The sequence below is a fragment of the Paenibacillus silvestris genome (assembly GCF_009882985.1).
GTDB classification, from domain to species: Bacteria; Bacillota; Bacilli; order Paenibacillales; family NBRC-103111; genus Paenibacillus_E; species Paenibacillus_E silvestris.
In genome coordinates this window covers 983881-1010687 of record NZ_WTUZ01000010.1, presented here as the reverse complement: position 1 = coordinate 1010687, position 26807 = coordinate 983881, and the positions used below count along the sequence as shown (strand labels likewise).

Genomic DNA, 26807 nt, shown 5'->3' with positions numbered 1-26807 from the left:
AACCATGATGCAATTAGGGATAAATTCCGTGTTGTTCAAAGATTTTGATTTTGCTACAGCAGCGCAGCACATTAAGCTTTGCGGCTATGACGGTGTGGAGCTTTCGGCAATCAAAGGCATGTGCGAGCACATTCAGCTTGACAACTGGCGGGAGCAGGCGCCGGAAATTCGGAGAATTGCCGAGGAGGTTGGGCTGAAGCTCCTGTCGATGGAAGTGGCTGAGCTGAACGAAACGAGGCTTCCGCTTGCTTTTGAAGCTGCGGCTGAGCTCGGGATACCGGTTGTCAATGTGGGCCCTGGTGGAAAGTCGGATGTGGAAGAAGATTTGCAATTCACGATTGAAAAGCTGACCAGAATGTCAAAACTAGCTAGTGAGTACGGGGTTACACTTTGCGTGAAAGCGCATGTCGGCGGTTCGATTTATAACACGCCTACATCAATAAGAGCGATAGAAGCAATTGCAGATCCAGCTTTTGGCATCGATATGGACCCTAGTCATATTTATCGAGCTGGCGAGAATCCGGAAGCGGCGTTGCCCGCTGTGATCTCGCGCGTGAAGCATATTCATATTCGTGACTGCAGCGGCAGGCAAGCGGGTCCAGGCACAATCGACAAGCAGGCATGCGGGCGTGGAGACATTGATTTGATCGGCTACTGCAAAGTGCTTGCGGATAACGGTTATGAGGGTCCTGTTTGTCTTGAAGTCATTGGCGCTAATGGGCATTCACTCGCGCAAGTATCCATTGTTGCAGCTGAAAGCTATGGCTATTTAAATGCCGTACTGCACTCTTTTGGAGCTAGATAAGTCGATTATAAAACGGAGAAGGAGTCATTCACATGACATCAAAAATGCCGAATTTACTGCTGCTTGGTATAGATAGCTTGCGTCGAGATCATATGAGTGGTTATGGCTACCACAGGCTGACAACGCCGCATATCGATCAATATAGCCAAGGAGGCGTGCTGTTTGAGCAGCATTTCTCTCCCAGTATTCCAACGACTCCAGGTTACGCCTCCATGCTCACGGGGATGGACTGTTTCGGAACAGACGTTGTCGCGCTGCGGCATGGCGGACCTGTTGGCGACCATGTCAAGATGCTCTCCGAGCTGCTCGAAGAGAACGGTTACAATACGACGTGTATCGGCTTCACAGGCAACCCCTCCGCACGCGGCTTTCAGAAGTACATTGATTTCGAAGGCTGGGGACCTGACGAATCGGGAAGAAGCCCGAAGGCGGACAACTTGAATCGTGTTGCGATTCCAGAAATGAAGCGTCTTAAAGAAGAAGGTAAGCCATTTTTCCTCTTTCTGCGCCACATGGATCCGCATTCGCCGTATTTGCCGCCTAAGCCGTTCGAGCGGATGTTTTATGACGGCAATGAGTGCGATCCTGATAATCACTCATTGGATGAGCTTTATGATTTCAAACCATTCGCTGATTATTTCAGTTCATGGTTCCCAGAGGGATGTACAGACAGCAAATATATCGACGCCCAGTATGATGGCGCTATAGCTTACATGGATGCGGGTATTCAAGCGATTTTCACTGCACTGGAATCCCTTGGCATCGAAGACGAAACGCTCGTGGTCATCACCTCCGATCATGGTGAAACTTTAAATGAGCATGATTGTTATTATGATCATCATGGTCTGTATGAAACTAATTTGCGAATTCCACTCATCCTGCGGTTTCCGGGCAAGCTGCCGGCAGGTAAGCGTGTAGCGAGTTCCTCGCAAATTAAAGATGTGATGCCGACCATTGTTGAGCTTCTGGGGATTCCGTGTGAAATTCCATTTGATGGTCGCAGCTTGATTCCGCTCGTGAAAGGCGAGGAGCGGGTGCCGGAGAGTGAAATGTACATCACAGAATGCACATGGATGCGCAAACATGGCTGGCGGACGCAGGAATGGAAGCTCATTGTAGCGCTTGAGCCAGATATACATTTCAAGGCTCCTGTAGAACTGTATAATTTGGTTCGCGATCCTGAGGAACTGCATAATCTAGTTGATGAAGAGCCGGAAGTAGCGGCCCATCTCTTGAGTCGATTACATGCCCATATTGCGAAGCGGGAGCAAGAGACTGGGCGGGAGAATCCCATCTATACAAATTTGAATTGGCATGGCTTAGGTTGCGGTCCGTTCAAGACCTCGCAGCAGGCTTTTGACTCCATGCATATTGGTTCCCCGAGGACGGCACGATCCTTGCAAACGAAAGAGAAGGAAGCAGAAGCAGTGGCAGAAGCGGAAGGCGAAGCCGCAGAAGTGGAAGCCGATTCGACATGCTGAGAATAGCTGTTGTCGGAGTCAATCACATTGGACGCATACATTGCCGTTGTTATAAGGAACACGCAGATAGCGAGCTTATCGCTATCTGCGACTTAAACAAAGAACTGGCGGATTCAGTTGCTGCACAGTTTGGCGTGAAGGCGTATTACGACTTGGATACCATGCTTGAAGCTGAACAGTTGGATATCATCAGCGTAGCTACGGGCGGAATCGAAAATGGCTCTCATCACCGAGAGCCTGTTATGAAAGCTATTGCGGCCGGTAAGGATGTAATCGTCGAAAAGCCCATTTCCAATTCCCTGGAAGAAGCCCGGGAAATGGTTCAATATGCCAAAGAAAAAGGCGTTCGTTTCGCCTGTAATCTCAATCATCGCTTCACGCCTGCAGCTAAGAAGGCGAAGCAGTGGATGGAAAATGGCGATATTGGGCATCCGCTTTTTGTGAACATGAAGCTGACGATCGGCAATCCGAATGAATCCAGTCCCTGGATCCATTTGCGTGCGCTGCATCCGCATTCGCTCGATGTGATGCGTTATTTTGCAGGCGAGGTCCGCCGTGTTCAAGCTTTTTTGACGAAAGCTCCTGGTCGTACGGTCTGGTCAACAGCTTCCATTAATTTGGAATTTGCTTCTGGCGCGGTTGGTCATTTGCTCGGCAGCTACGATATGTTCGGCATTCACCCCATTGAGGCTTGTGAAATGGCAGGCGATCGAGGCAGATTTGTGCTGGATAATGTTTATGAATCACTTACGTACTATCCGCACCGTCAGGAAGATTTGCGGGTTTATCGGAATTCAATAATGAGCGGCATGCGAGGATTCGAGGATACGTTTCGGCTTCGGCTGGACGCTTTTATTCAGGAAGTGAAGCAGGGGGTTCCTCCTGAGCAGATTGCCGCTTCCGGCGCGGATGCCTTGGCTGTGCAAGAAATCATTGAAGCAGCTATCCGTTCCCATCTAGCGAATGGTGCTGTTATTCCAATTTCCTAAAGACCGATCCGAAGGAGGAAGGTTATGAGTAACGATGGAGAGGTACTGTGGTTCACCGGTCTCTCAGGCTCAGGCAAATCAACGACGGCTCGTGCCTTAGTTGAGCCACTTCGCGTCAGCGGCAGGAAAGTTGAGCTGCTCGATGGAGACGAGCTTCGGCGGACGATTTCCCAAGGGCTGGGCTTTAGCAGGGAGGACCGCATCAAGAATGTTGAGCGTATCGTCTTTCTATGCAAGCTGTTATCGCGTAACGGTGTTACGGTTGTCGTGTCGGCCATTACGCCTTATGAAGAAATGAGAGCGCATGCCCGTGCCGAGCTGCCCGGTTATGTCGAAATTTATGTAGATTGCCCACTTGAAGAGTGTGAACGTCGAGATGTGAAAGGGCTGTATGCCAAGGCCAGAAACGATGAGATTAAACAATTTACTGGCATTGGAGACCCGTATGAAATGCCGGATCAGCCGGACATTGTCATTCGTACGCATGTGGATGAGGTAGAGAGCAATGTCTCTTTTATCATGGATTATTTGATGACAAAAACAGGGCGGAGTGAGGCCGTATGAACATTGTTTTCATCTCCATGGACACGATGCGCGCCTCCCGGCTGGGCTGTTATGGCTATGAGAAGCCGACTTCGCCCTACATGGATCAAATCGCAGAGCAAGGTGTTCTGTTCGAAAGAGCGTATGCGGCAGACATTCCAACGGAAGTAGCGCATACCGGTATATTTACGGGAAAAGTAGGGCTAAGAACGGGCGTCGTTTCTCACGGTTCGCCACTTACTCAACTGCCAAAGAAAGAGTCGTGGCTGCCTTCCCTCTTACAAAATCAAGGCTTCACGACGGCTGCTGTTGATAACTTGTACCAGTTAAAGGAATGGTTCGCTAGAGGCTATCGGTATTACATCAACTCCGTTCAAAAGACGCGAAGCATAGACGGGAAGTCGGTTAACGAGCTTGCTTTCAAGTGGATTCGTGAGCATAAAGAGGATGACTTCTTTCTGTTCCTGCATTATTGGGACCCGCATACCCCTTACCAGCCTCCGGCAAGTTATGTGCCCGCTTTCTATGACCAAAGCCGTGATCCTTATGATCCTGCAAATCGCAGTATGCATGCCGCATATAACCATGCGGCTTATCCGTTTTTTAAGCATCATCATTATGACTTGCTTGGCCCAGTCACGGATGCTGCTTACATCAATGCACTTTATGATGCAGAAGTGCGTTATCTCGATGACCGTCTGCGAGAGCTCGATGAGCTACTCATTGCGGAAGGGGTCTATGATGACACGTTATTGATTTTGTTCGGCGATCATGGGGAAAGCTTGACGGAACACGACATTTACTGGGATCACTGCGGTTTATACGAAACCTCGGTTCAAGTCCCGATGATCATGCGGTGGCCTGGTAGAATTCCGGAGGGGCGTAGGGTCAAAGGATTAGTTCAGCAGGTCGATATGCTCCCGACCATTCTGGAAGCAGCCGGAATCATGACACCTGATAATATTGACGGACGCAGCTTGTGGCCGAGTATACGAGGAGAAGCGGATGGGACGCAAGATGCCATTTATTTGAGCGAGTGTGCTTGGCAAGCCAGCAGAGGGATCGTGACGAAGGATTATAAATTTATTCGTACGCTGGATGCTGGTCCTTTTGTACGTCCGCCAAGGGAACTCTTCGATTTGCGTGTTGACCCTGATGAAACGGTGAATATCGCCGAAAGCTCTCCATCTATTGCAGATGAACTGGCCTATCAGTTAGATAATTGGACGGAGAAAATGCTGAATGGGCGGGCGGATCCCATGCTGACACAGATCGAAGCGGGACTCCCGTTTCGCAATCGAATCCATGAGATTTTGCTGCAATATGGCTTAACATGGGATGAATGGATCAAAGATCCTCGGCGGGATCGATTCGATGAAGCATCAGCAGCTAGACATGCGGGGAGGTGAATGGGATGGCTGAAAAGCCGAATTTGCTTATCATCATGGTCGATCAGCTGCGGTATGACTGCCTCGGCTATAGCCAGCAGGCGCCTGTTGTGACACCTCATCTCGATAAACTGGCATCTGAAGGGATGTGGTTTGACCGCGCTTATAATCATATCCCCATATGCGGTCCCGCGAGGCAGTCTTTCGTCTGTGGCAGGAGGGCAGAATCCTTCGGCGGACTTTGGAACTACTCTTTGGGGATGCGGATCGGCGCCTTAGAGCCCACGAGTTACTCGTGGGCCCGTTCTTTGCAAGGGGCGGGTTACAGGAACGGTTATATCGGAAAATGGGATGTACATCCGACCTACGATCCGACGCATTATGGGTACGATATGTTTGTTTCCAGCGATGAGAAATACCGGGAGCGGACGAAGACGCAGTACCCGGAGCTGACGTATACGGGCGGGTTCTTTGGTGAAACCGATCCACTACCGCTCGGGGATACACGGACACATCAGACAGCCGAAATGGCCATGGCTTTGATGAAACAGCTGGCAGAGGAGAGCGCGGGATCAGGATCACCTTGGCAGCTGCGAGTTAATTTCCAAGAGCCTCATCTGCCATGCCGTCCGGTTGCGGAGTTCGCTGCCATGTACCCACCGGAAGGCATTCCCGAATGGGGAAGCTTCCGTGAAACATTCGCGAATAAGCCGTATATCCAAAGTCAGCAGCTTCGGAATTGGGAGATTGAGCATTACGATTGGGCAGATTGGGCGCCTATCGTCGCTCGTTATTATGCGATCATCTCGCAGTTAGATGATGCGGTTGGGAAGCTCCTCGCGGGGTTAGACGCGCTTGGGCAAAGCGAGAACACGGTTGTCATTTTTACAACCGATCATGGCGACATGTGTGGCGGGCACCGAATGCTGGATAAACATTACGTCCTCTATGAGGACGTCGTTAAGGTTCCGCTAATTATTAGGTGGCCTGGTGTTATTGCGCCTGGCAGCCGCTGCGAACGATTCGTCCAGACCTTGCTGGATTTGCCGCCGACACTGCTGGCGATCAGCGAATCGGAATCGCCGCCGGCTGCCCATCGGCTGCATGGGGAGTCCTTGCTGCCCTTGCTTCTCGGTGCTGAACCTGAGAAGTGGCGAGAGGAAGTAGTCGCCTCCTACAATGGCGGACAATTCGGCCTCTACACGCAGCGAATGATTCGCACCCGGGAGTGGAAATACGTCTGGAATTGCACAGATGTGGATGAGCTTTATGAGATGGATCATGATCCGCATGAGCTTCATAACGTGATACATCATCCGGCTAATCAGCGAATTGTGGCTGAACTGCGGGAGCGGCTGTATCATATTTTGTACGAGGATGGCGATGGCATCGTGCAGAATGATTGGATGCGGGACCAGTTGCTGCTGGGGCGGAAGGGGTAGCAGTGTGACTGGGGGCTGGGCGCTTGGTTTCGGTGCCAGTACCGGTACCAGTGCCAGTGCCGGTGCTAGTGCCAATGCCAATGCCAGGTGCCAGGTTTTGACCGCTACGCGCTGCTGTGGGAACTGTGGTCCGTTATTTGTTCGATTTTCACTGTATCGCTAGGCCAAAGGGAACTAGGGTCCGCTATTTTGTCAATTTTGACCCAAATACCTGTCATGATGGTCAGATAAGACCCTGTAGTTCCATCTGGACACTGCAAACTGCAGATTTGACAAAAATAAGCCCCTGTAGTTCCCCGCCAAGTGGATTAGGTGCTTCGTGATTGCTTAACAAAAAGGGACCGTCCCAAAGTCATCCGTGATGACTAGGTGATAGTCCCTTTTATAGTCCCTTTGTTTATCGCTGTCTGACTAACTTCGTTACTCGGCCATCGGAAATCCACTCGGCCAAATAGACGTTGCCCCCCGAATCCACACAAATACCGTGCGGAGAGCTGAATCGATCTGCTCGGTAATAGCTTTTAGGAAGATTCGGCCAGCCTTGCTGTTTATAAGCTTGTTGATCCTCGCCTAAGTGCGTGATCAAGCGATCATTCGCGTCCAAAATGGTCACCCGACTGTGAAGATCGGGCAGATAGACTTCATCGCCGAAGAAATAAAATGAGCAAGGAAGATCCAGATTATGCTCAACGAAACGCACATGCTCCCCTTCTAGGGTGAAAACTTGAATGCGGTTGTTGCTGCGATCAGCTATGTATATTTCGGGAACTTCTCCACGCAGATTGATAGAGATGCCATGAGGCGAATTAAGCTTGCCTGGCTCAGAACCTTTTCCGCCCCACGAACGGATGTAAGTTCCCTCAGCATTGTAGTGATGGACGTAGGATTGACCATAGCCATCGGCGACATAAATGTCCCCGTTTGGAGCTACACAGACATCTGTTGGCACATATTTACGCTCAGCATCATACAGATCAGGCCGATCTGGCGGAGTGATGCGCAGAAGCACTTCACCGGTTAATGTCGTTTTGACGATCATGGAACGTTTGGTGTCGGCAAAATAAAGGTATTGCTGTCCATCCGGATCGCGATGCAAGTAAAACCCATGGGCACCGCCTTCAAATTCACTTCCCCAGGAAGTTAGAAAGGTACCGTTTTTATCAAACACAACAACAGACTCTTTGCCAGTGTGATGTACATACACACGATCTTCATCGTCTACGACAATCCCATGTGTGTAACCATACTGGATGCTTGCTGGCAGTTGACCCCAGCCTTCTTGTACGGCATAAAGATGTGAAGCGTTTCCAATAATAAGCTGCTCAGACATATGAAACCTCCTTAGTGGTTGACAAGCTTCTTTACATCATACACCATGCCCTAACAAAATAGGGCGGTTAATTTCTCTGATTTGATTTTTCTGTGAAAAGTGCAACTTCAGATTGGAAATATCTAACGACTCAGAGACCTCCTGACCGTACAATAAAGATATATCAAGCGAGGAGGAATTAATCATGCTATCACAAGAGCAGATCAATCAATTCGATGAGTTGGGGTTTCTTAAAGGCGATGTCGTTTTATCCGATGAAGAAGTGGAACAACTCCGTGAAGAGCTGGAAAATGTCATGGAAGGGAAATCTGTTAAAAAGCCAATCCTCAACCGAAATATGCTCGATAATTCCCATTATGGGATGACCATAACGAAGAAGGAAACCGTTGTCCAGATCGTGAATATATGGATGGCGAGCGACGTTTATTTACAGCATGCGGCTAACCGCAGAATATGTGAAGAAGTTGCGCAGCTATGCCGTACAGATACACTTCGGATCTGGCACGATCAAATTCAATACAAACCGCCAGTCATGGGAGGACCGACACACTGGCATCAAGATCATCCGCTGTGGCCGGTGATTCAACCCGCTGAGCTCATCAGCGCATGGGTAGCTATGGATGATGCGGTCATTGAAAATGGTTGTATGTGGATGGTGCCTGGCAGTCATAAATGGGGCAATCATCAAAAATATTTGGGCTCGAACGACGAGTTCATGCCGGTTCACAAACAACCAGATTTGCTGCCTGAAGGAGCAAAGGTGGAAGCGGTGCCTTTTGAAATTAAAAAAGGCCAAGTTGGCTACCACCACTCTCTGACATGGCATGGCAGTCCGAATAACCGTTCAGAAATGAAACGCAGGGCGATTGCGGTTCACTATATGCCAGGTCATACGTATTACGCTCCGACAGGCGGTCATCCGATGGAACCTCATATTCATGTGGCGCCAGGCGAGATCATGTCCGGAGAGAGCTTCCCGGCGGTTTACCAGAGATAGCCCTTCGGTAAGAAAGGGGATTTACTTATTCCGAATCCGAATCCTACACCTTTTTCAGATATCAACGAAATGCTAGATCAGCTTGTGCTTGGTATCAAACGTGTACTCGATCAGGATGTTGTTGGCGTTTATGTTCACGGTTCCTTGGCACTAGGAGACTTCAATCGCGAAACGAGCGATGTTGATTTTCTCGTGGCAACTCGGACTGAACTGCCTGCGGAAAGGCTTCCGGCTCTGGAACAGATGCATGCTGAACTCCGAAATCAGGGGTTCAAATGGGCTTGCAACATGGAAGGTTCCTATATTTCGCAGGCTTTGCTGAAACGTTATGATCGTCAACAGTGTTGGCATCCTGCATTACGCTGCGACGGAAGCTTTGGTGTAGACGGGCATGCGAGCGATTGGATCATTCAGCGAGCTATTATTCGTGAGCATGGCATTACGTTATTCGGGCCAGCACCGGAGACTCTAATTGATCCTGTTGCGCCAGCTGAGCTCACAAAAGCTGCGCAGGCGATTTTAACGGAATGGTGGGCTTTGTTATTTGAGGATGCCTCACGGATTGACACGAGTGAATATCAAGCCTATGCCATTCTTACGATGTGCAGATGCTTGTATACGATAGAAGAGGGACTGGTCGCGTCCAAACCTGCCGCAGCCCAGTGGATGATAGACACACATGGAAGCAAGTGGGAGTCGCTGATCCGGCAGGCACTGGCATGGCGCAGGGGAGATGAGCTGAACGCAATCGATGAGACGTTGGCATTTGTCAGGTACACCCTTGATCACGCTGTTAAATAAGAAAAGTCCCTTTTCCATTTGGATGGAAGGGGGACTTTTGCTTTTAGCTTTGTTTTTGTTTTTACTCCATTTCATATTCTTTCATTTTGTTATAAAGGGTGCCTCGGGAAATGCCGAGCAGCTTGGCGGCTGCGCTTTTATTTCCTGCCGTCTTGGCCAGCGCTTCCTCGATTAACGTGATTTCTTCCTCGTCCGAAACCTTATTTTTCAATAATATAGCTGCTGAATCACCTTCAAAAGAGGAGAGACTAGGCTGCCCCTCTTGTAGAGCTGCAGGCAGATGCTCCAGCTGGATATTATCCTCATCACTTAAAATGACACAGCGCTCGATGACATTTTTTAATTCTTGTATATTTCCAGGCCAAGCGTAGTTCGTGAGCGCCAAAATGACTTCTGGCGAAAGCACGGGAACTGGCTTCTGATAGTGTAAAGAAAATTGCTTCAGATACATATGCACCATAGCAGGAATGTCTTCCGTTCTATCGCGCAAAGGCGGAATGCGGATGGATATAACATTGAGCGCATAGTACAGATCAGCGCGGAATTCGTGAGTTACCAATTTAGCTGCCAGATCCTGCGTAGTTGCAATGATAATCCGTGTGCGAACCCGGATGGGTTGGCTTCCTCCCGAGCGGACAATGGTTTGTTGCGTGATAGAGTGGTAGAGCTTGGCTTGCAGTTCTAGTGGAAGCTTTTCGACTTCATTAATGAATAACGTGCCGTCTTTGGCTTGTTCGAGCTTCCCGGCTTCCCCTGTTTCACTCCCTGTGAAAGCGCCGCCTTGATAGCCGAATAATTCAGCCTCAAGCAGCCCCGCGGGGACAATGCCGCAATTAAGTGTCAAGAAAGGATGCTCCGACCGCGAGCTAGACTGGTGAATAATATGAGCCAGCTGCTCTTTACCGACACCCGATTCTCCAATTAGGAGGACGGGTGTTTCTGTTGCGGCTACTTTTTTGGCCCACCCAATGACTTTGCCGATTGCAGGCCCTTTGCCTTTAATTAAAGTAAATAAGTCTTCGGTTTGCTCTCGATTAGGAAGTCCGAAGGAGTCCGCAGCTGTTAACTGTTCATTTAATCTCACCAACTGTGTAATATCCTGTTCAGTCGCAATGCCGCCAATGATAAGTCCTTGGGCATCCCGTATGGGCGAGGCGTTAATAAGCACATGGGTGTCTGGGCGCGGTCGGTGATACGTATTTCGAATCATACGGCCTTCGTCCAAAATTTTGAGCACCATCAGGGTCTCCACGTCAAAATGCTCACCAATTCTCTTCCCTAAAATATCCTCGCTCGGAAGCTGATACAGCTCCTCGGCAACCGTATTCCAGCAGATCACAGCGCCGTCTCGATCAACGACAGTGACAGCATCCGTAACGGTATCTGCAAGGGAAGTGAAATAAGATGCCCACTTTTGTTGTTCTAGGTTCGCAGCATGGGCCAGGTCCGATAAGGAGGAGTATCCCCGAATGTTTCCCTCTTTATCCTTAATTAGAAGGGGCCGATTCGACGCTAACCGCGCGAGCTCCTGGCTGCTGCTCAGCAGGTTTTCGTTGTCGTCCCATTGCTTAGTTTCAGCAAGAAAAAAGGAGCTGGTCGCCATTAAAGCCGCAATGTTCTTAGGGGACAAAGCAGGCAGAAGCGCGGCATCTTCCGGTGTAATTAAACAGGTGCCGCTTTCCGAATAGGCAATAACACCGATGCCTTCTTTTAAATAGGAGGAAACTTCTTCGAGTGTTGTATCTATTGAAAGAGTTGCTATCTTGGTGTTTAACAGAAAGTGTTCATTTTTGAACATAGTCGACCTCATTTATCGAGCATTGATTTGCTATAAATTTACCACGAAGCTCTTGGCTATTCAACACGTTCTGCATGAGCGGCGAGTATGATAGGAGTATAGTTGATAATGTGTTCAAAATTATGAAAAATATACACATAAACAAATAGTGTTCAAAATATAATTTATAGTGTACAATAAAAACATAAATTAAACACTATTGTACAAATTCCATTGGAGGAATAACACAGATGGAACTCATGATGAGAAACATGTTTCAATCTTTAGGGAAAAGCCGCACCGCGAATCGCTTAGCGAAACGATATGGTTTACGCTTTGGCGCTGCACGTTTCGTTGCCGGTGAAACCATTCAGCAATCCATTAATGCTGTGCGCGGACTCAATCAGGATGGCCGTGTTGCCACACTGGACCATTTAGGGGAGTTTGTTTTCAGCGAAGCAGAAGCTTTGGAGTCAGCGGATATGTGCATCCAGACGTTAGATGCGATTGCAGAGTCGGGTGTCACCTCTAATCTATCTCTAAAAATGACCTCACTTGGTCTGGACATAAGCAGAGATTTGTGTGTAAGCAGTATGAGACGGATTCTTGACCGCGCTCGCATGCACGGCAATTTTGTCCGGATTGATATGGAAGATTACGCGCACTGCCAAGTTTCATTGGACATCTATCGTGAGCTTCGCAAAGACTACGACAATGTAGGCATCGTTATTCAAGCTTATTTGTTCCGTACGATGAAGGATATGGATGATTTGCACGAGCTTGGCGCGAACTTGCGTCTTGTGAAAGGGGCTTATAAGGAATCCCCGCAGGTTGCTTTTCCAGAGAAAAGTGATGTTGATGAGAATTACAAAAAAATGATTCAAAAACATTTGCTAAACGGCCATTATACAGCGGTTGCTAGCCACGATGAAGCCATTATTTCTTTTACAAAAGATTTTGCTAAAACAAATGGGATCTCAGGGAGTCAGTTTGAGTTCCAGATGCTGTACGGGATTTGTGAAGAATTGCAGAAGCAATTAGTGAAAGAAGGATACCGGGTGCGCATCTACGTTCCATATGGTGTGGATTGGTTCGGTTATTTCATGAGAAGGCTAGCAGAACGTCCAGCCAATGTCTGGTTTGTTCTTAAAAATATGTTTAAATAAACTTCCCATTCGGAGAGGAGAAATACGATGACAACATTTACAAAGGTGAGCCCATACGCGAACGAGCCGTTTACAGATTTTAACCTTGAGGAAAATAAAAAGGCCATGCAGGCCGCTATTTCGAAAGTAAAAGAGGAAATGGGCCGCGAATATCCGCTCTACATCGGGTCGGAGAAGGTAACAACTGAAGCGAAAATTACGTCCATTAACCCAGGTAACGTGGATGAAATTATCGGTTACGTAAGCAAAGCAGATCAACCTCTTGCTGAGAAGGCGATGAACGCTGCGCTCGAAACTTTCGAGTCTTGGAAAAAGGTTCCGGCAAGAGAACGTGCCGAATACTTGTTTAAAGCTGCGGCACTGATGCGCGCTCGCAAGCATGAGTTCTCAGCACTGATGCTGCTTGAATCCGGCAAAAACTACGTGGAAGCCGATGTCGATACAGCAGAAGCGATCGATTTCATCGAGTTCTATGCGCGCGAAATGATTCGCCTGAGTGAAACGAATGAGACTCAACCATTGGTGAAAATTCCGGGTGAAAACAACAAGCTTACGTATATCCCACTTGGTGTTGGCGTTGTTATTCCTCCTTGGAATTTCCCGCTTGCGATCTGTGTTGGGATGACGATGGCGGCGGTTGTTTCCGGTAATACGGTTCTGCTCAAACCAGCTTCCACGACACCTGTAATTGCACACAAATTCGTTGCACTTATGGAAGAGGTGGGTCTGCCTGCAGGCGTCATCAACTTCATTCCGGGCAGCGGTGCTGAGGTTGGCGACTACTTAACGACTCATCCGAAAACGCGTTTTATCTCCTTCACAGGTTCCAAAGAGGTAGGATTACGCATCAACAAGCTGGCTGCTGACACTGTTCCAGGTCAGATTTGGATTAAGCGTGTTGTCGCCGAAATGGGCGGAAAAGACGGTATCGTCGTGGACGAAACGGCTGATCTTAACGCGGCTGCAGCAGCAATCGTGGCATCGGCTTTCGGCTTCCAAGGGCAGAAGTGCTCTGCTGGTTCCAGAGCGATCATTGTAGAATCCGTGTATGACGAAGTGGTTGGAAAAGTGGTTGCCCTGACGAACCAGATTCAAAGCGGTTTGCCCGAGCTAAACTTCGCGGCAGGTCCAGTTATCGATAAAACGTCTTACGAACGGATTCTGGATTACATCGAAGTTGGCAAAAGCGAAGGAACACTTCTGGCTGGTGGCGGCAAAGCGGAAGGCAACGGTTATTACATTCAGCCTACCGTATTCGGCGATGTGAGTGGTAAAGCTCGCATTATGCAGGAAGAAATCTTCGGGCCTGTTCTGGCCATCGCTAAAGCGAAGGACTGGAGAGAAGCTATCGCGATGTATAACGATACGGAGTTTGGTTTGACGGGTTCGTACTTCTCCACCAACGAAGAGCGCATTTCTGAAGCTCTTGACACTGTACACTGCGGAAATTTGTACATTAACCGCAAATGCACGGGCGCTTTGGTTGGTGTTCATCCTTTCGGCGGCTTTAACATGTCGGGCACGGACTCCAAAGCAGGCGGATATGATTACCTGCTGCTCTTCACGCAAGCGAAGTTGACATCTCGCAAGGTGTAATAAAGATTGAAAGACGGACGAATGTGTCCGTCTTTTTGTTGTTTTTTAGGAGTCGTTACCCTCCTCCAAGCACTTGCATTCTGCTCCCTCTTGATGGGCGTCCGGAGTCCTCTCCGGCCGTCAAATGCTGCTATTCGCAGAAATAGCGTAGTTCCGCTAAGTTGGCTGGGTTGCCAACTTAGCTCTGCTGTGAGGCCGCCTCCGCCCACTAAACATTCAACCGATACATACGTGCGCGCGTTTGCCCGCTTGAGACAACAAATAGCTGCTTGTCGCACAAGCCATGCAAAATCTTTCTGGCATATTTGGTGCTCACTTGAAGATGGGAGGCCAAGTCGGAAGGGGAGAGGGGGCGCATCATTCGTCTTGCGAATCGAATCGCTTCGCTTTCGACCCATGTGAGGTGCTCTGGAGTATGGGCAGAGGAGATGAATTTGCCCACCAAAGAGAGCATAAGCTGTTGGCACAGCTTTGGCGATTCCATAATTGACGGGTAGGCGATAGGCATAACCAGCCAGCCGTCTAGTGCAAGATGGCAATGCCGCTGGCAAAGATCTTTGAAGCGCCAAAGTTCAATATCCCGTGCATGTGAGCCGTAACCTTGGATTTCGATTGCTCCTCTGGCATTGCCAGGCATATAAGCAAAGTCCAAGTAACGATACCCATTAGCTAAGTCGCGCACTTCCCATTCCGCATATAGATTGTTAAAGTGTCCGGTAATTGGAAACCATACACCCCGCAAAAATTCGATTTCCGCATGACCTAATCCTTGCTCCAAACGCTCTCGTCTGCGTCCATTGGTTTCCTCAGCAATCTGTGAAGCCATGAAATCTTCAAAGGCTTTTTCAAATCTCATTCATAATCCCACTTTCTCTATTAGAATTTGCTGGATAAAACGCAAAACGCCGCTTTCACCTGTTCGTCAAGGAGAGGACTCCTGCGAACTTAGATGAAAGCGGCGTGTGCTTCACGACCAGCTTGTATAGTTAATTGTAGTATAGCAAAGCCCCGGCTATCATTCCAGATTTTTCCATGGAACTGTAGGCCGCTATTTCTACGAAAAGCCGCCTTTTCCTCGTCCTGGGGAACTAGGGTCCGTTATTTCCTCACATTTGGCTAAAACGCAGCCAATTACGAAGAAATAAGACCCTCCAGTTCCTCGCAGCCGCCTAAACACCACTATTCGCCGAAATAGAGAACCGTAGTTCCCCCAACGCCCGCCTACAAAGGCAAATCCCGCCGGCGAAACAGTACAATGCCCGCCGCAAAAGCCACAACGCCAATGGCGGCCAAGATCGACCAAGCAAGCCCAATGTGCGCCTCGCCAACAATGATCCCGCTCGGATCATAGAGCGAGAAATAGCTCAGGCTGCGCAGCCAATCGATTTTCTCGCTTAGCTTCCCGATAAAATCTAAAGAGAAAAACCCAAACGTCAGCACCGCGGAGATGCCAAGCGCCTTCTTCTCATCATTTGCAAGCGATGAGACGAGAAAGGCGATGCCGCCGACCGCGAAAAACAGCAAGAACGCTGCCACGTTCATTCGGAGATAAGCCGCGCCGTGGAAGGCGCTGAGATCTCCGATAAACAGCGCATATCCCGCAAAGCCGCACAATGTCGTGACTGCCATAATCGTGACAAGCCCTGTCACAAGCACAGCGGCCTGTGTCAAAGCAACTTTGCCGCGAGTCGTCGGCGCTGCGAGCAAATAAGCCATCGCACCTTGGTCAACGAGCTTCGCCATCAGCCCAGTGGAGAACAGAATGCAGAAGATGGCTACGATAAGAACGAGCAGCAAGCCATAATATTCACCGGAAATGAACCCCTCTACCGTCCCGAAGCCGCTTCCCAAGTTGAAGGCATTGGTGATGCTGGCTGGAAGGGATTTTATCAAATCATTCAGTGCTTCGTTATTCCCTGCGAAGCTTGGAAACAACCAAAACATAAGCAAGATGTAGAAAGCAGATCCGAACGCATAGTTGAACATGCCTTTGAAATGAATCTTCATCATATGTTTATAGAGCGCGGTATTCATTGCAAGGCCCCCTTCCGGTCGTAGTAGTTCATGAACACGTCTTCGAGGCTTTGCGTGAACACATCAAGGTTGCGAATCGCGTACTTCGACGTTTCCGCCAAGAACTGAGCGTACTCACCCTGCACGGGAACCCGAACCCGGTTGCCATCGATAAATTCGATCACCAAGCCGGAGGTTCGAATAAATACTTCCGCATCTGCCGCTCGTTCGAAGGTCACTTCGAACAGTTTCCGCTGCATGGATTGCAGCTCATGTATGTCTTTGACGGTAAGGATTACACCGTCCTTAATGATCGCTGCCCGGTCGCATGTCCGCTCAATTTCGGGAAAGCTATGCGATGACATCAGGAATGTGGTGCCTCGCGCTTTCTCTTCCAATACGAGGTTGATGAACACCTTTTGCATGAGGGGATCAAGCCCTGAAGTCGGTTCATCCAAAATGATAACCTCCGGCTGATGCATGAACGCGGCAACGATGCCGACTTTTTGCTTCATGCCTTTTGACATTTTGCGAATGGGCGTTTTGACGTCAAACTGAAAGCGGTCGATTAGCTCATCTTGCCGAGCGAACTGCTTCATGCCCTGCATTTCAGCCATAAAATCCAAAAATGACTTCCCAGTCATACCTTCTATAAAAGCAATTTCGCCTGGCAAATATCCAAGATACTTTTGAACAATTCCTTGCTGTGTCCACGTGTTCAGCCCGCTAACCGTCACCGACCCTTTATCCGGCTTCATGAATCCCATGATATGCCTGATCGTCGTTGATTTCCCAGCGCCATTTGGACCGAGAAATCCGAAAACCTCGCCTTTTTTTACTGAAAAAGAGACATTGAAAATGCCTTTCCCGTTAGGAAAAGTTTTGCTCAACTGCTCTACGGTCAACATGCGCGGCCACCTCCGAAAACGTAAAGTTATGAAATATAACCGACAGTTTATTTCAAAACTCATGTTACTCCTCCATGATTCCTTCGTCAATAACTTTTGAAATATTATTGTGCTATAATTTCATTATTCCAACAAATAGGTGATGTAATGAACGGTTTTGAAAAAAGAGCTCAGCAAAAAAAACAAAGCATCATGCAGGCCACACTGCAGTTGCTCCAAACGACGGATTCCAAAAAACTGCGAATTGCCGATATTGCCGAGGAGGCCGGTGTTTCGCAGGTTACGATTTATAATTATTATGGCAGTAAAGAAGCGTTGGTAAGAGAAGCCATTATGGATTATATCCGCAACACGATCAAGGAGTTTGCAGACTTTCTGGCCGGCAGCCACACGTTGAAGGAGAAGATTGAATATATCATTTTTCAGAAAAAGCAATCGTCCAAAACCTTCAGTCTGCAGATGATGAGGGAGATTTGGCAGGGCGATCCTGAATTGGCGCGCTTCGTTAGAGAAGAATATATGGCGAAAGGCATTCCACTTGTGATCAAGCTAATTGATGATGGCAAGAAAAGCGGTGAGATCACCGACAAACTTTCCACATCGACGATCGTTATGTATATGCAAATGCTGACTAACCAAGCGGACACCATGCTTGAATATGCCCAGCAGCAAGGAGATATGGAAGTGCTAATCGAAGAGATGGCTCATTTGTTTTTCTACGGCATTGGGGCAGTTGCTCAGCACTCAGATGGTTCCTAAATCCTTGGCATATTGCTCCTGAGAGCTGGATTTGAGATAATGCTCGTAGAAAATTGAGAGATAGGAGATGGTTATTTTGTCTAAAGCCCACAAAACGTTAGCATTTATTGGTTCCTATGCGGATTCAAGTAATCCAAGTGTGTACACCTGTCAATTTGGAGAAAGCAATGGAAGTCTGGAGATCCTTCACGAAGTGGATGGTTTGCAAAATCCAACGTTTCTTTCCGTCGATAAGGAAAATTGGAGACTCTATGCCATATCTGAAGGCACTGACGCCAATGGACAGCGCTGCGGAGCAGCAAGCTCTTATGATATTGACACGGCTTCGGGGAAATTAGCCTTTTTGAACAATGAGATCACGCTTCCAGCAACCACTTGCCATATCCAGCTTGATCATTCGAATCAAGTGATCATGGTTTCGAGCTATCACGGGGGCATGGTGGGCTTATCGCCTGTTTTGGCAGATGGTCGCATCGGTGAGAATGCCGATATTCAGCAGCACGAAGGTTCCAGCCTTTTGGATGTGCAGGATAGACCGCGCGCTCATTCCGTTTTCTTGGATCGTACGAATACCTATGTCGGCGTTTGTGATTTAGGATTGGATAAAATAAAGCTGTACAAGCTCGACCTTGCAGCGAAAAAGCTTCATCCTCATGGTGAAGTGTCTGTCGCTCCTGGATCAGGCCCGCGGCATTTTGCTTTTCACCCGTCCTATCAATATGGTTATGTCATTAATGAGTTAGGTTCCACTGTAACTGCATTTAGCTACAAGGAGGAGCAGGGCGAACTTACTGAAATTCAAACGATTTCTACCCTTCCAGAGGCGTTTGATGGTGAAAATGCTTGCGCGGATATCCACGTATCACCTGACGGCAAATATCTTTACGGCTCGAATCGCGGGCATGACAGCATCGTCGTGTATGCCATTGATGCGGAAACAGGTAAATTGACACCTGTTGAATATGCACCTACGCTTGGAAAACATCCGCGTAATTTTGCCATTTCACCAGATGGATCATATCTATTAGTCGCAAACAAGGACTCCGATAACGTGGTATCGTTCGTTAGAGATGCGGCAACTGGGAAGCTGTTTCCAACTGGAAGCGTGCTGACAGTGTCTAAGCCAGTCTGCATCAAATTTGCAATTGTAGACTAACATGACACCTTACACGGAGCGTGTTATTGAAATTATTCGATCCATCCCTGAAGGCAAAGTGATGACCTACGGGCAGATTTCGCGGCTTGCGGGAAGTCCTAGAGGAGCCCGCCAAGTGGTGCGAATCTTGCATGCGATGAGCAAGAAGTATAAGCTGCCTTGGCATCGAGTTGTTAATGCGAAAGGTGAAATCGCGATTCCTGATGATGAAGGATCTGAGCTGCAAAGCTTTTTACTTCAAGCAGAAGGCGTTGAGCTCATGGATGATCGCTTGATCTCGCTTGAGCGCTATCAGGCTCATAGGGAAGAAAATACGTAAACGGTAACATAAGCAGCCTCATTTCTTGCAACAATAAGAAGTGAGGCTTTCTTGTGTCAGAAGGAAACTGTAGAATCTTGTCGAAGTGTAAAGCACAAAGCTAAGCATTATCGGGGGTTTAGAATGAGTCAACATCAAGCGCTGCCTTCGGCGGTATACAATTTATTAACGATGCCGTCTAATCGCGCACAGCGGCGGTTTGCTTATATCATTGGGGCTCTAGTCACTCTTATCTCTTTGTTTTCCGTGCCTTTTGTCCGCCTTCAGCTGGGAGAAATGGCAGCGTTCCAACCGGCTATATTCTCTACGGTTGTTTGCTTTGAACTCATTACGGCTTATGTGATCTATAGTCAGTTCAAAATCTCCCGCCTGCCAGCCGTGCTTGCTCTGTTCGCGGGTTATTTGTTCTCAGCTGGGATGAGCTTAGTTTACATCCTCGCGTTCCCGCGTGTATTTGCTGACAATGGGTTGTTCAACTCAGGCCCCCAAACATCCGTCTGGGTGTATGCGCTTTGGCACATGGGCTTTCCGCTGACAATCCTGCTCTATTTGTGGCTGGAAGCCAAATATCGAAATGTGCGGTTCAGCGCTCGCAAGGCTAAGCTAGCCGGCTGGTGTACATTTATTGGTACGATCATATTGATGGCCGTATGCACTCTGTTTACAACGCGTTACGTCGAGCAGTTGCCAACCGTTTTGTCACAAGGACAGTTGTTGCCTGCTTTTGTTAAGCTTGTTGGAATACCGATCGTTGTACTTACGTTCATCACATTACTGATTTTCTACTTTCGGACGAAAGCTAGCACGGTCACATCTACTTGGCTGTGCGTTGCCATTCTTGCGATGATGCTGGATGTGACTATTGTCCTTTGTGGCGGTGGACGTTTCAGTCTGGGCTGGTATGTGGCCAAGTGGAACTCCTTTGTTTGCTCAAATGTGGTGCTGGCCGGAATGATTTATGAATTTACGAAAATGTATCTGAACATGGCTGATCTTTTTAGAAAAGTCAAAGATAGCGAGTATAGCTACAAGGTGCTTCTAGGGGAAAGTCAGCAAGCGGAAAGAACGATCTCTGAGCAGAACACGATTATCGAGCAAATGCTGGAATCCAGCCATGAAGCTATTGTCATGTGCGATACCGTAGGGCGAGTTGTTTTTGCAAATCGTCGTGTGGAGCGCTTTTTTGAAAATCCGATTAACAAAGGGGACTGCCTGTCAACGTATTGCCAAGGGATGCGAGCTTCTGATGCTGCTTTTAAAGACGTCATTGAAGCCTATTTTAACCAAAGTATACCGCCTTTTCAGAAAAGGATATCCAGGATATCGCTCTCAGGTGAAATGAAGCACTATGAATGTTATGTGAATCCGATTATTGACGAGGGTGCAGACACGCTTAGGGGGCATTTATTCGGTTTCAGGGACCGGACGGAGGAAGAGCGGATCGATGAGATGAAAAATGAGTTTGTCTCGATCATTTCCCATGAAATCCGAACTCCGTTGTCTTCCATCATGGGGTTTATTGAAATTTTGGCGACCCGTAACGTCACTGAGGACAAACGAGCCAAGTATGTGGAGACGATTCATAAGGAATCTATGCGGCTTTCCAATTTAATCAACGATTTTTTGGACTTGCAGCGATTGGATTCAGGCCGGCATGCTTTCCATTTTCAAACGCTGAACGCAGCTCATTTGTTAGGTGAAATCGTGGATCAATGGCAAGGGAAAGACAATCATGAGATTGAGCTGCACATCCTTGACGAATCCCCTTTTATTCATGGAGATGAAGAACGTCTGAAACAAGTTTTTCATAATCTGATCTCCAACAGCATTAAGTATTCGCCTGATAAATCGAAGATAGATGTGTTTGTGGAACGTGAGAATGGCTGTGTTTTCATTAAAATCCAAGATTATGGACTAGGCATTCCCGCTGATGCGTTGGATAAATTATTTGCGAGATTCTATCGCGTAGATAATTCGGATCGCAGGAAAATCGGGGGAACGGGACTTGGACTCTCCATTGTCAAAGAAATTGTTGAAGCTCATCACGGTAAAGTGCTGGTGGAGTCAGAGCTGGGTGAGGGCTCGATCTTTACTGTTCAATTTGATGAATATAAAGAAGGGTTACCTACGATTTAAACTTCGAGAAGAATCTGGCCTAGTGCCAGGTTCTTTTCATTTTCGCCCAAAAATTCGCAAAAGCAAGCAAAAGAGTTACAAAGTCTTTACAAGAGGAATAGACTATCTGTATCACTAGGCCATAGGACAGGAGGCATTTCGATGAATGAAAGAACCTTATATCTATTCGATGGCATTAATAAAAGCTCTGTGAAAACCATTGTCGAGCAAATCATGAAAATAAACCAATTTGATGATGACAAAGATAAGAAAGAAAAGGATTTTAAACGCGTTCCAATCGACGTCATCATTAATAGCAACGGGGGGAGCGTCTATGATGGTCTAGGTCTCATTAATGTGATCGAAAACAGTAAGACGCCTGTACACACCTACGTGTATGGACTAGCTGCCAGTATGAGCTTGCTGATCGCTGTAAGTGGTCACAAAAGATATGCAGGTAGGCTTAGCACCTTTATGTATCATGCAGTTTCTACCCACATTGATGGTCATCTGGAATATTTGAAAAACCGAGTGGATGAAACGCAGAGGCTGCAAAACATTTATGATGACTATCTGCTATCCAAAACGAAGTTAACCCAGGATGAGATCCTTCGTGTGCAGGAGCACCAGCGTAATTGGTATATGAGTCCTGAGGAGGCCTTATCTCACGGTGTGATTGATGAAATTGTATAGCAGTCGGGAAGAGAAGCCTAGGGGATTCTCTTTTTCTTTGTTTTTTATCTCTTTTTGGTGTTTAATGAGAGAAAGAGAGAAGGCTGGCAGCGACAGCTGCCGCCAAGAGCAAAGGAGACCCAACTGTGTATAAAATTGTGTTTTTTGATATCGACGGTACACTTGTCAATGAGGAAAAGCAGGTTCCTGCTTCCACGGTAACAGCTATTCATCAATTAAAGCAGCAAGGCATTGAACCGGTGATTGCTACCGGACGAGCTCCTTACTTCATTAAGCCCTTGGCCGAGCAGCTCGGGATCGATTCCTATGTTTGCTTGAACGGCGGATATGCTGTATATCGGGGGGAGCCACTGTACAGACGCATCCTTGCCAAAAGCAGCATCGAGGCTTTGGTAAAACTTGCCGCGAAGTATAAACACTCCCTTGTATTTGAGGGGGAGCACCAGTTTTTTACGGACACGGAAGATCATCCATTCGTAACCGGATCCGTTTCGTCGTTGAAGGTTGATTTGCCAGGTTATGACCCGGATTTCTGGAAAACGAACGATGTTTATCAAATTTTCCTGCATTGCGAAGATACGGATGAGCATTTGTACGAAGAGCTCCAAAGCGAACTTAAGCTCATTCGCTGGCATCAGCATGCTATCGATGTGTTGCCGGCTGGAGGTTCCAAAGCGCAAGGAATTGCAGCGCTGCTTGATCTTGTAGGTATTAAACCGGAAGAAGCAGTTGCATTTGGTGATGGCTTGAATGATATGGAAATGCTTTCCTTTGTTGGCATGGGCATCGCGATGGGCAACTCCCACAAGGATTTGCTTCCTTATGCTGATCATGTAACAACACATGTGGATGAAGATGGCGTTCGTAATGGACTTATAACAGCAGGATTGCTCTAACATCGAAAGAACAAGATCAGGGTGAAAACAAATGAGAATAGCTTTTTTTGATTCAGGAATAGGCGGGATTTCCGTCTTGCACGAAGCCATGAAGCAGTTGCCTCATGAAGATTTTCTTTATTTCGCGGATACGCTTCATGTGCCGTACGGGACGAAATCCAAGGATGAGGTTCTTACTTTTGTGAAACAAGCGGTGGAAACTATCAGCAAAGAAGAGGTTAGTGCGCTTGTAATTGCGTGTAACACGGCGACGAGCATTGCTATCTCGGAACTTCGCCGCATATACGATATGCCGATTATCGGCATGGAACCTGCGGTCAAACCGGCGCTTGCCATGAACCGTTCTTCGGGCAAAAGAGTGCTTGTGCTCGCAACGCCGTTAACACTTAAAGAGTCCAAGTATCGTGAGCTTGTTTCCCGTATCGATGATATGGGGATGGTGGATTCGCTGCCAATGCCGGAACTAGTCCAATTCTGTGAACAACTAAATGTGGATAGCCAGCAAATCATTGATTATTTTCATGCTCAGTTCGCACCATTCGATCTGAGTCTGTACGGCACGGTGGTCCTTGGATGCACGCATTATCCTTTTTTTAGGAGTGTTTTGAAAAAGATTTTGCCGGATTCTATTCATATTGTTGACGGAAGTGCTGGGACGTTGAATCGGCTGACACAGCTGCTTAGCGATCGAGACCAGCTGCTTGGCAAGGGACATTCCGATTTGAAATGGATGTGTTCGGATGGTAATCCGGCTTACTTGGAGAAAATGCGGAAGGCCTTGCAGCTTTTTGAGGTAGTTGGGGTATAAAAGTATCATAGGAAAACATAAAAAGGGCTGTCTTCTAGTAGATAAATCTACATAGAGGCAGCCTTTTGTTGTGCTAACTAAACTATATGCGAATCTCAAGTAGTTCATAGGAAATAACACCCATTGGCGCATTTACACTGATCTTATCGCCAACTTTTTTATTCATGAGTGAAACGCCAAGCGGGCTTTCGTAGGAAATTTTGTTCTCATTGACATTCGCTTCAGAGGAACCAACGATTTTGTACTCAATTTTCTCGGCGAACTCTACATCATTCAGCACGACTGTTGATCCAACTTGGACTTTGGACGTATCAAGATTCGTTACAACACGTGCTTTCTTCAACATTCTTTCGATCGTCATAACTCTGGTTTCCATGAAGCCCTGTTCTTCTTTGGCCGAATGGTATTCACTGTTCTCTTTCAGATCACCGTAGCTAATCGCAGTCTTAATGCGGCTTGCCAATTCTTTGCGTTTAACGGTTTTTAGTTCTTCAAGCTCTAGTTCTAAACTGCGTAATCCTTCGGGAGTTAGAATGATTTCATCATTGGACATTTTTACAGCTCCTCATGTATTCGATACTTGTTATAGTACTAAAGTAGCGAGGTCAAGTAAAGCAATCGTAAAAAAGCAACTTTTCAAGCGAGGAAACGTCTAAATAATGGAAGTAATTTACTTGAATTGGATGCGGGAGCGGTGAACCCATGATGATGAAATTAAAACTGTTCACATTTACGGTTGTTGCAGCAGCATTTGGTCTGGCTGGCTTGGTGTCACAGGCTGCTGCGGATACGATTTATGGAGGCTCTTATGCGCCTGAAGGGCTTCGATTCCCTGCCGAGATTGAGCTGCTGGCCGACACACCTTATTATGCGGCGGCAGATACGTACAACACGAACCCCGAAGGAACGTTTGGCCCGCAAACTGTGCATGTGCTGGAAACGGAAAGCGCCTGGTCGATTGGCGAGGCGACATGGAAAATTGAAACGATGTTCGGACCGCGGTGGATAAGACCGAAACCTTGGGAAATTGAGATTGCGCCGCCTAAGCGCATCACCCTGCTTGAAGAAACGCCGCTTTATCGCAGTCGAAATACGAAAAACAGCGCTGTAACGGCTTTATCTCCCCAAGAGGTGGAAGTGACAGATGCTGAAAAGCAGTGGTTCTATACCAACGATCCCAACAGCAAAGCTTGGATCAAGGTACATACAAGTTGGTTAGGCGATCTATGGGCGTTGATTCCAGTTAAGCAAATTGGCACGGTTCACAACGTTCAGCGCAAAGCGTATTACAGCAATCTTCCTTCAAAAAGCGAGCTTGGAGCTGCAATGGGCATTGGTCAGCAGCAAATGGAATGGGCAAAGCCGATAGAGGGCGATTTTGAAATCTTGCATGAATTCTCAACCATTTATGATCGCACCTTCGAAGTTCAAACGGATCAAGGGAAAGTCTGGACACGCGACAAAGGGGTGACTATTCTTCCAACGGATGAACAACTGAAGATTGTGCGTGAAACGCCGCTTTTTTCCACTGCTTTTGGAACATTTACGAAGGAGAATGCGGTGCTTACCAATGAGACGGTCACTGTATTTGAGAAAATTGTTGAGCCCTTGTGGGTAGGGAGAGGTCCCTATAGTGTCTGGCATAACAGCCCATGGTATCATGTGCGTTCCTCCAAAGGAACGGGCTGGGTGAACAAGTTAGTCGGTGATCCCGAGTCTGCCCTTCCTGTTCATTGGAAGATGGCGATTAAGGATCCGAAGGAGCTGTATCGCTATCCGGATATGCCGTTTAACAATACGACATTGCTGCTGCGTAATCAGACCATGGAAGCGACAGAGGCGTGGAATCCGCCAAACGGCGGATCTATGTGGCTGAAAGTACAAGTGGATAACCGAACGGGGTGGATTCCATATTGGAACAATGGGCAGGATGGAATGTGGGATGAGGATTCCCAAACGATCGCTCATGCTGCAAACGCAGGCATGAATGTGTTTGGCACCGTAATAACCGCACAAGATAGTTTGCAATTTTTCACAGGTGAGCGGATAGGCTACATAGACAAAGATCAATCTTATTTAAGTTTGAAGCAGCTAGCTCAGCGGCTTCATTATGAAATTAGAACCACTTCAGGCAAGGATGAGGTTACACTCACCAAAGGTGATTATGCCTTCGACTTGCAAGCGAACCAAAGCAGCGCTGTGGTACATTGGAAGGCAGGAAAGGGCAGGAAAGTTCTTCTGGAAAAGCCTGTTGTGCTTAACGAAGACGGTTGGTATTTGAATTTGAAAGATGTGTTAGCTCTTTTTGGAGTAACGCAGGGATTTGCCGAAAAGGACTACAGTATACTCGAGAGCAATTATACTGTAAGGGAAGCTGACACCCACATAACCGTGAATAACGGACGACTGGAACTACAGGCATTCGTGGATGACTGGATCAGCAGGGAAGATTATAAAGCAGGGAAAATGCCGCCCCTTCAACTGACGATTCTCGAGGACGGAGCTGACGGAGGAGCAGGGCATCATACAGAGATCAAAGGAATTGTGAATCAGCAAGACCAAAGTTCAGCTGTTACTCTGTTTAGCTTGACAACGTCTCGTCCATTATCTGTGGGAACGCATCAAGTTGATGCTGTCTTACGTATTGGCGAAAGAATCATTTGGAGTAAAAGCATTAAGATAGCAGCTAAGTAATCTAAACATGCAGCTCGGTTCCTTAGTGGGAATGGGCTGCATGTTCTTTTTGGCAGCTTGAGGGGAAGCACAAGGTCTTCACAGAATTAGCACCCTGTAGTTCCACCCTGTTTCTTGGCATTTTTCCCTAT

The 26807-nt window shown here is 47.6% G+C and carries 24 protein-coding genes; 18 read left to right on the top strand and 6 right to left on the bottom strand.

Features of this window, described 5'->3' with window-relative positions; all coding sequences use genetic code 11:
* The first annotated feature begins 4 nt into the window (after positions 1-4).
* The 6 genes from GQF01_RS08135 to GQF01_RS08110 are packed head-to-tail and all read left to right on the top strand — an operon-like array spanning position 5 to position 6648.
* Complete coding sequence (locus GQF01_RS08135; protein ID WP_161406274.1) at positions 5-805, top strand: sugar phosphate isomerase/epimerase family protein; 801 nt, start codon at positions 5-7, stop codon at positions 803-805.
* Positions 806-837: 32 nt separating this feature from the next.
* Positions 838-2286 (top strand): sulfatase, encoded by a 1449-nt coding sequence (locus tag GQF01_RS08130; protein WP_161406273.1) that lies wholly within the window; start codon positions 838-840, stop codon positions 2284-2286.
* Positions 2280-3275 (top strand): Gfo/Idh/MocA family protein, encoded by a 996-nt coding sequence (locus GQF01_RS08125; RefSeq protein WP_161406272.1) that lies wholly within the window; start codon positions 2280-2282, stop codon positions 3273-3275. The genes GQF01_RS08130 and GQF01_RS08125 overlap by 7 nt, the downstream gene beginning before the upstream one ends.
* A gap of 24 nt (positions 3276-3299) precedes the next feature.
* Positions 3300-3839: an adenylyl-sulfate kinase gene (gene cysC, locus GQF01_RS08120; protein ID WP_161406271.1), complete on the top strand. Its 540-nt coding sequence runs from the start codon at positions 3300-3302 to the stop codon at positions 3837-3839.
* Positions 3836-5227 (top strand): sulfatase family protein, encoded by a 1392-nt coding sequence (locus GQF01_RS08115; RefSeq protein ID WP_161406270.1) that lies wholly within the window; start codon positions 3836-3838, stop codon positions 5225-5227. The genes cysC and GQF01_RS08115 overlap by 4 nt, the downstream gene beginning before the upstream one ends.
* Before the next feature lie 5 nt (positions 5228-5232).
* Positions 5233-6648, top strand: coding sequence for a sulfatase-like hydrolase/transferase (locus GQF01_RS08110; protein WP_161406269.1), 1416 nt, complete (start codon positions 5233-5235; stop codon positions 6646-6648).
* A gap of 397 nt (positions 6649-7045) precedes the next feature.
* On the opposite strand, the gene GQF01_RS08105 is transcribed toward GQF01_RS08110, so the two are convergent.
* Positions 7046-7978, bottom strand: a complete 933-nt coding sequence (locus GQF01_RS08105) for an NHL repeat-containing protein (RefSeq protein WP_161406268.1) — start codon at positions 7976-7978, stop codon at positions 7046-7048.
* A 184-nt stretch (positions 7979-8162) separates the two neighbouring features.
* On the opposite strand from GQF01_RS08105, the gene GQF01_RS08100 reads away from it, so the two are divergent.
* Both GQF01_RS08100 and GQF01_RS08095 read left to right on the top strand, forming a co-directional pair.
* Positions 8163-8975 carry a phytanoyl-CoA dioxygenase family protein gene (locus GQF01_RS08100; RefSeq protein WP_161406267.1) on the top strand — a complete coding sequence of 271 codons (813 nt, stop codon included), beginning with the start codon at positions 8163-8165 and terminating at the stop codon, positions 8973-8975.
* Between the two features lie 69 nt (positions 8976-9044).
* A complete protein-coding gene (locus tag GQF01_RS08095) occupies positions 9045-9776 on the top strand; it encodes a nucleotidyltransferase domain-containing protein (RefSeq protein WP_161406266.1) in 732 nt (243 codons plus the stop codon).
* 61 nt (positions 9777-9837) lie between these two features.
* Here GQF01_RS08095 and GQF01_RS08090 read toward each other — a convergent pair whose 3' ends face one another.
* Entirely contained in the window at positions 9838-11574 is a 1737-nt protein-coding gene (locus tag GQF01_RS08090) for a sigma-54 interaction domain-containing protein (RefSeq protein WP_161406265.1), read from the bottom strand.
* A 230-nt stretch (positions 11575-11804) separates the two neighbouring features.
* Between GQF01_RS08090 and GQF01_RS08085 the strand changes: the two genes are divergently transcribed.
* Both GQF01_RS08085 and pruA read left to right on the top strand, forming a co-directional pair.
* Entirely contained in the window at positions 11805-12719 is a 915-nt protein-coding gene (locus tag GQF01_RS08085) for a proline dehydrogenase family protein (RefSeq protein WP_161406264.1), read from the top strand.
* Positions 12720-12746: 27 nt separating this feature from the next.
* Complete coding sequence (pruA, locus tag GQF01_RS08080; RefSeq protein ID WP_161406263.1) at positions 12747-14315, top strand: L-glutamate gamma-semialdehyde dehydrogenase; 1569 nt, start codon at positions 12747-12749, stop codon at positions 14313-14315.
* A gap of 208 nt (positions 14316-14523) precedes the next feature.
* Here pruA and GQF01_RS08075 read toward each other — a convergent pair whose 3' ends face one another.
* The 3 genes from GQF01_RS08075 to GQF01_RS08065 all read right to left on the bottom strand — a co-directional run bounded on the left by GQF01_RS08075 (position 14524) and on the right by GQF01_RS08065 (position 17236).
* Positions 14524-15171 (bottom strand): transcriptional regulator, encoded by a 648-nt coding sequence (locus GQF01_RS08075; RefSeq protein WP_161406262.1) that lies wholly within the window; start codon positions 15169-15171, stop codon positions 14524-14526.
* A gap of 365 nt (positions 15172-15536) precedes the next feature.
* Positions 15537-16349, bottom strand: a complete 813-nt coding sequence (locus GQF01_RS08070; RefSeq protein ID WP_161406261.1) for an ABC transporter permease subunit — start codon at positions 16347-16349, stop codon at positions 15537-15539.
* Entirely contained in the window at positions 16346-17236 is an 891-nt protein-coding gene (locus GQF01_RS08065; RefSeq protein ID WP_161406260.1) for an ABC transporter ATP-binding protein, read from the bottom strand. Before GQF01_RS08065 ends, GQF01_RS08070 begins: the two co-directional genes overlap by 4 nt.
* A gap of 147 nt (positions 17237-17383) precedes the next feature.
* Between GQF01_RS08065 and GQF01_RS08060 the strand changes: the two genes are divergently transcribed.
* From GQF01_RS08060 to murI, 7 genes are all read left to right on the top strand, one after another.
* The gene (locus GQF01_RS08060) at positions 17384-17995 is read left to right on the top strand and encodes a TetR/AcrR family transcriptional regulator (protein ID WP_235959087.1); all 612 of its coding nucleotides are present in this window, start codon (positions 17384-17386) and stop codon (positions 17993-17995) included.
* A gap of 67 nt (positions 17996-18062) precedes the next feature.
* A complete protein-coding gene (locus GQF01_RS08055) occupies positions 18063-19151 on the top strand; it encodes a lactonase family protein (RefSeq protein ID WP_161406258.1) in 1089 nt (362 codons plus the stop codon).
* A gap of 1 nt (position 19152) precedes the next feature.
* Positions 19153-19470 (top strand): MGMT family protein, encoded by a 318-nt coding sequence (locus tag GQF01_RS08050; protein WP_161406257.1) that lies wholly within the window; start codon positions 19153-19155, stop codon positions 19468-19470.
* A 123-nt stretch (positions 19471-19593) separates the two neighbouring features.
* On the top strand, positions 19594-21606 hold the full coding sequence (locus tag GQF01_RS08045) for an MASE4 domain-containing protein (RefSeq protein WP_161406256.1): 2013 nt from the start codon (positions 19594-19596) through the stop codon (positions 21604-21606).
* 141 nt (positions 21607-21747) lie between these two features.
* The gene (locus GQF01_RS08040) at positions 21748-22278 is read left to right on the top strand and encodes an ATP-dependent Clp protease proteolytic subunit (RefSeq protein ID WP_161406255.1); all 531 of its coding nucleotides are present in this window, start codon (positions 21748-21750) and stop codon (positions 22276-22278) included.
* 125 nt (positions 22279-22403) lie between these two features.
* A complete protein-coding gene (locus GQF01_RS08035) occupies positions 22404-23174 on the top strand; it encodes a Cof-type HAD-IIB family hydrolase (protein WP_161406254.1) in 771 nt (256 codons plus the stop codon).
* Positions 23175-23205: 31 nt separating this feature from the next.
* Entirely contained in the window at positions 23206-23982 is a 777-nt protein-coding gene (murI, locus tag GQF01_RS08030) for a glutamate racemase (RefSeq protein ID WP_161406253.1), read from the top strand.
* A gap of 82 nt (positions 23983-24064) precedes the next feature.
* On the opposite strand, the gene greA is transcribed toward murI, so the two are convergent.
* On the bottom strand, positions 24065-24535 hold the full coding sequence (gene greA, locus GQF01_RS08025) for a transcription elongation factor GreA (protein WP_161406252.1): 471 nt from the start codon (positions 24533-24535) through the stop codon (positions 24065-24067).
* Positions 24536-24684: 149 nt separating this feature from the next.
* On the opposite strand from greA, the gene GQF01_RS08020 reads away from it, so the two are divergent.
* On the top strand, positions 24685-26676 hold the full coding sequence (locus GQF01_RS08020; protein WP_161406251.1) for a stalk domain-containing protein: 1992 nt from the start codon (positions 24685-24687) through the stop codon (positions 26674-26676).
* Positions 26677-26807: the final 131 nt, after the last annotated feature.

What these genes read in the sequence shown, in the direction of transcription:
- GQF01_RS08050 (WP_161406257.1), top strand. Translation starts at nt 19,153, where the DNA reads ATGACACCTTACACGGAGCGTGTTATTGAAATTATTCGATCCATCCCT.
- GQF01_RS08130 (WP_161406273.1), top strand. Translation starts at nt 838, where the DNA reads ATGACATCAAAAATGCCGAATTTACTGCTGCTTGGTATAGATAGCTTG.
- GQF01_RS08060 (WP_235959087.1), top strand. Translation starts at nt 17,384, where the DNA reads ATGAACGGTTTTGAAAAAAGAGCTCAGCAAAAAAAACAAAGCATCATG.
- GQF01_RS08065 (WP_161406260.1), bottom strand. Translation starts at nt 17,236, where the DNA reads ATGTTGACCGTAGAGCAGTTGAGCAAAACTTTTCCTAACGGGAAAGGC.
- cysC (WP_161406271.1), top strand. Translation starts at nt 3,300, where the DNA reads ATGAGTAACGATGGAGAGGTACTGTGGTTCACCGGTCTCTCAGGCTCA.
- GQF01_RS08100 (WP_161406267.1), top strand. Translation starts at nt 8,163, where the DNA reads ATGCTATCACAAGAGCAGATCAATCAATTCGATGAGTTGGGGTTTCTT.
- GQF01_RS08125 (WP_161406272.1), top strand. Translation starts at nt 2,280, where the DNA reads ATGCTGAGAATAGCTGTTGTCGGAGTCAATCACATTGGACGCATACAT.
- greA (WP_161406252.1), bottom strand. Translation starts at nt 24,535, where the DNA reads ATGTCCAATGATGAAATCATTCTAACTCCCGAAGGATTACGCAGTTTA.
- GQF01_RS08135 (WP_161406274.1), top strand. Translation starts at nt 5, where the DNA reads ATGATGCAATTAGGGATAAATTCCGTGTTGTTCAAAGATTTTGATTTT.
- GQF01_RS08070 (WP_161406261.1), bottom strand. Translation starts at nt 16,349, where the DNA reads ATGAATACCGCGCTCTATAAACATATGATGAAGATTCATTTCAAAGGC.
- GQF01_RS08075 (WP_161406262.1), bottom strand. Translation starts at nt 15,171, where the DNA reads ATGAGATTTGAAAAAGCCTTTGAAGATTTCATGGCTTCACAGATTGCT.
- pruA (WP_161406263.1), top strand. Translation starts at nt 12,747, where the DNA reads ATGACAACATTTACAAAGGTGAGCCCATACGCGAACGAGCCGTTTACA.
- GQF01_RS08045 (WP_161406256.1), top strand. Translation starts at nt 19,594, where the DNA reads ATGAGTCAACATCAAGCGCTGCCTTCGGCGGTATACAATTTATTAACG.
- GQF01_RS08040 (WP_161406255.1), top strand. Translation starts at nt 21,748, where the DNA reads ATGAATGAAAGAACCTTATATCTATTCGATGGCATTAATAAAAGCTCT.
- murI (WP_161406253.1), top strand. Translation starts at nt 23,206, where the DNA reads ATGAGAATAGCTTTTTTTGATTCAGGAATAGGCGGGATTTCCGTCTTG.
- GQF01_RS08115 (WP_161406270.1), top strand. Translation starts at nt 3,836, where the DNA reads ATGAACATTGTTTTCATCTCCATGGACACGATGCGCGCCTCCCGGCTG.
- GQF01_RS08090 (WP_161406265.1), bottom strand. Translation starts at nt 11,574, where the DNA reads ATGTTCAAAAATGAACACTTTCTGTTAAACACCAAGATAGCAACTCTT.
- GQF01_RS08105 (WP_161406268.1), bottom strand. Translation starts at nt 7,978, where the DNA reads ATGTCTGAGCAGCTTATTATTGGAAACGCTTCACATCTTTATGCCGTA.
- GQF01_RS08110 (WP_161406269.1), top strand. Translation starts at nt 5,233, where the DNA reads ATGGCTGAAAAGCCGAATTTGCTTATCATCATGGTCGATCAGCTGCGG.
- GQF01_RS08020 (WP_161406251.1), top strand. Translation starts at nt 24,685, where the DNA reads ATGATGATGAAATTAAAACTGTTCACATTTACGGTTGTTGCAGCAGCA.
- GQF01_RS08085 (WP_161406264.1), top strand. Translation starts at nt 11,805, where the DNA reads ATGGAACTCATGATGAGAAACATGTTTCAATCTTTAGGGAAAAGCCGC.
- GQF01_RS08095 (WP_161406266.1), top strand. Translation starts at nt 9,045, where the DNA reads ATGCTAGATCAGCTTGTGCTTGGTATCAAACGTGTACTCGATCAGGAT.
- GQF01_RS08055 (WP_161406258.1), top strand. Translation starts at nt 18,063, where the DNA reads ATGGTTATTTTGTCTAAAGCCCACAAAACGTTAGCATTTATTGGTTCC.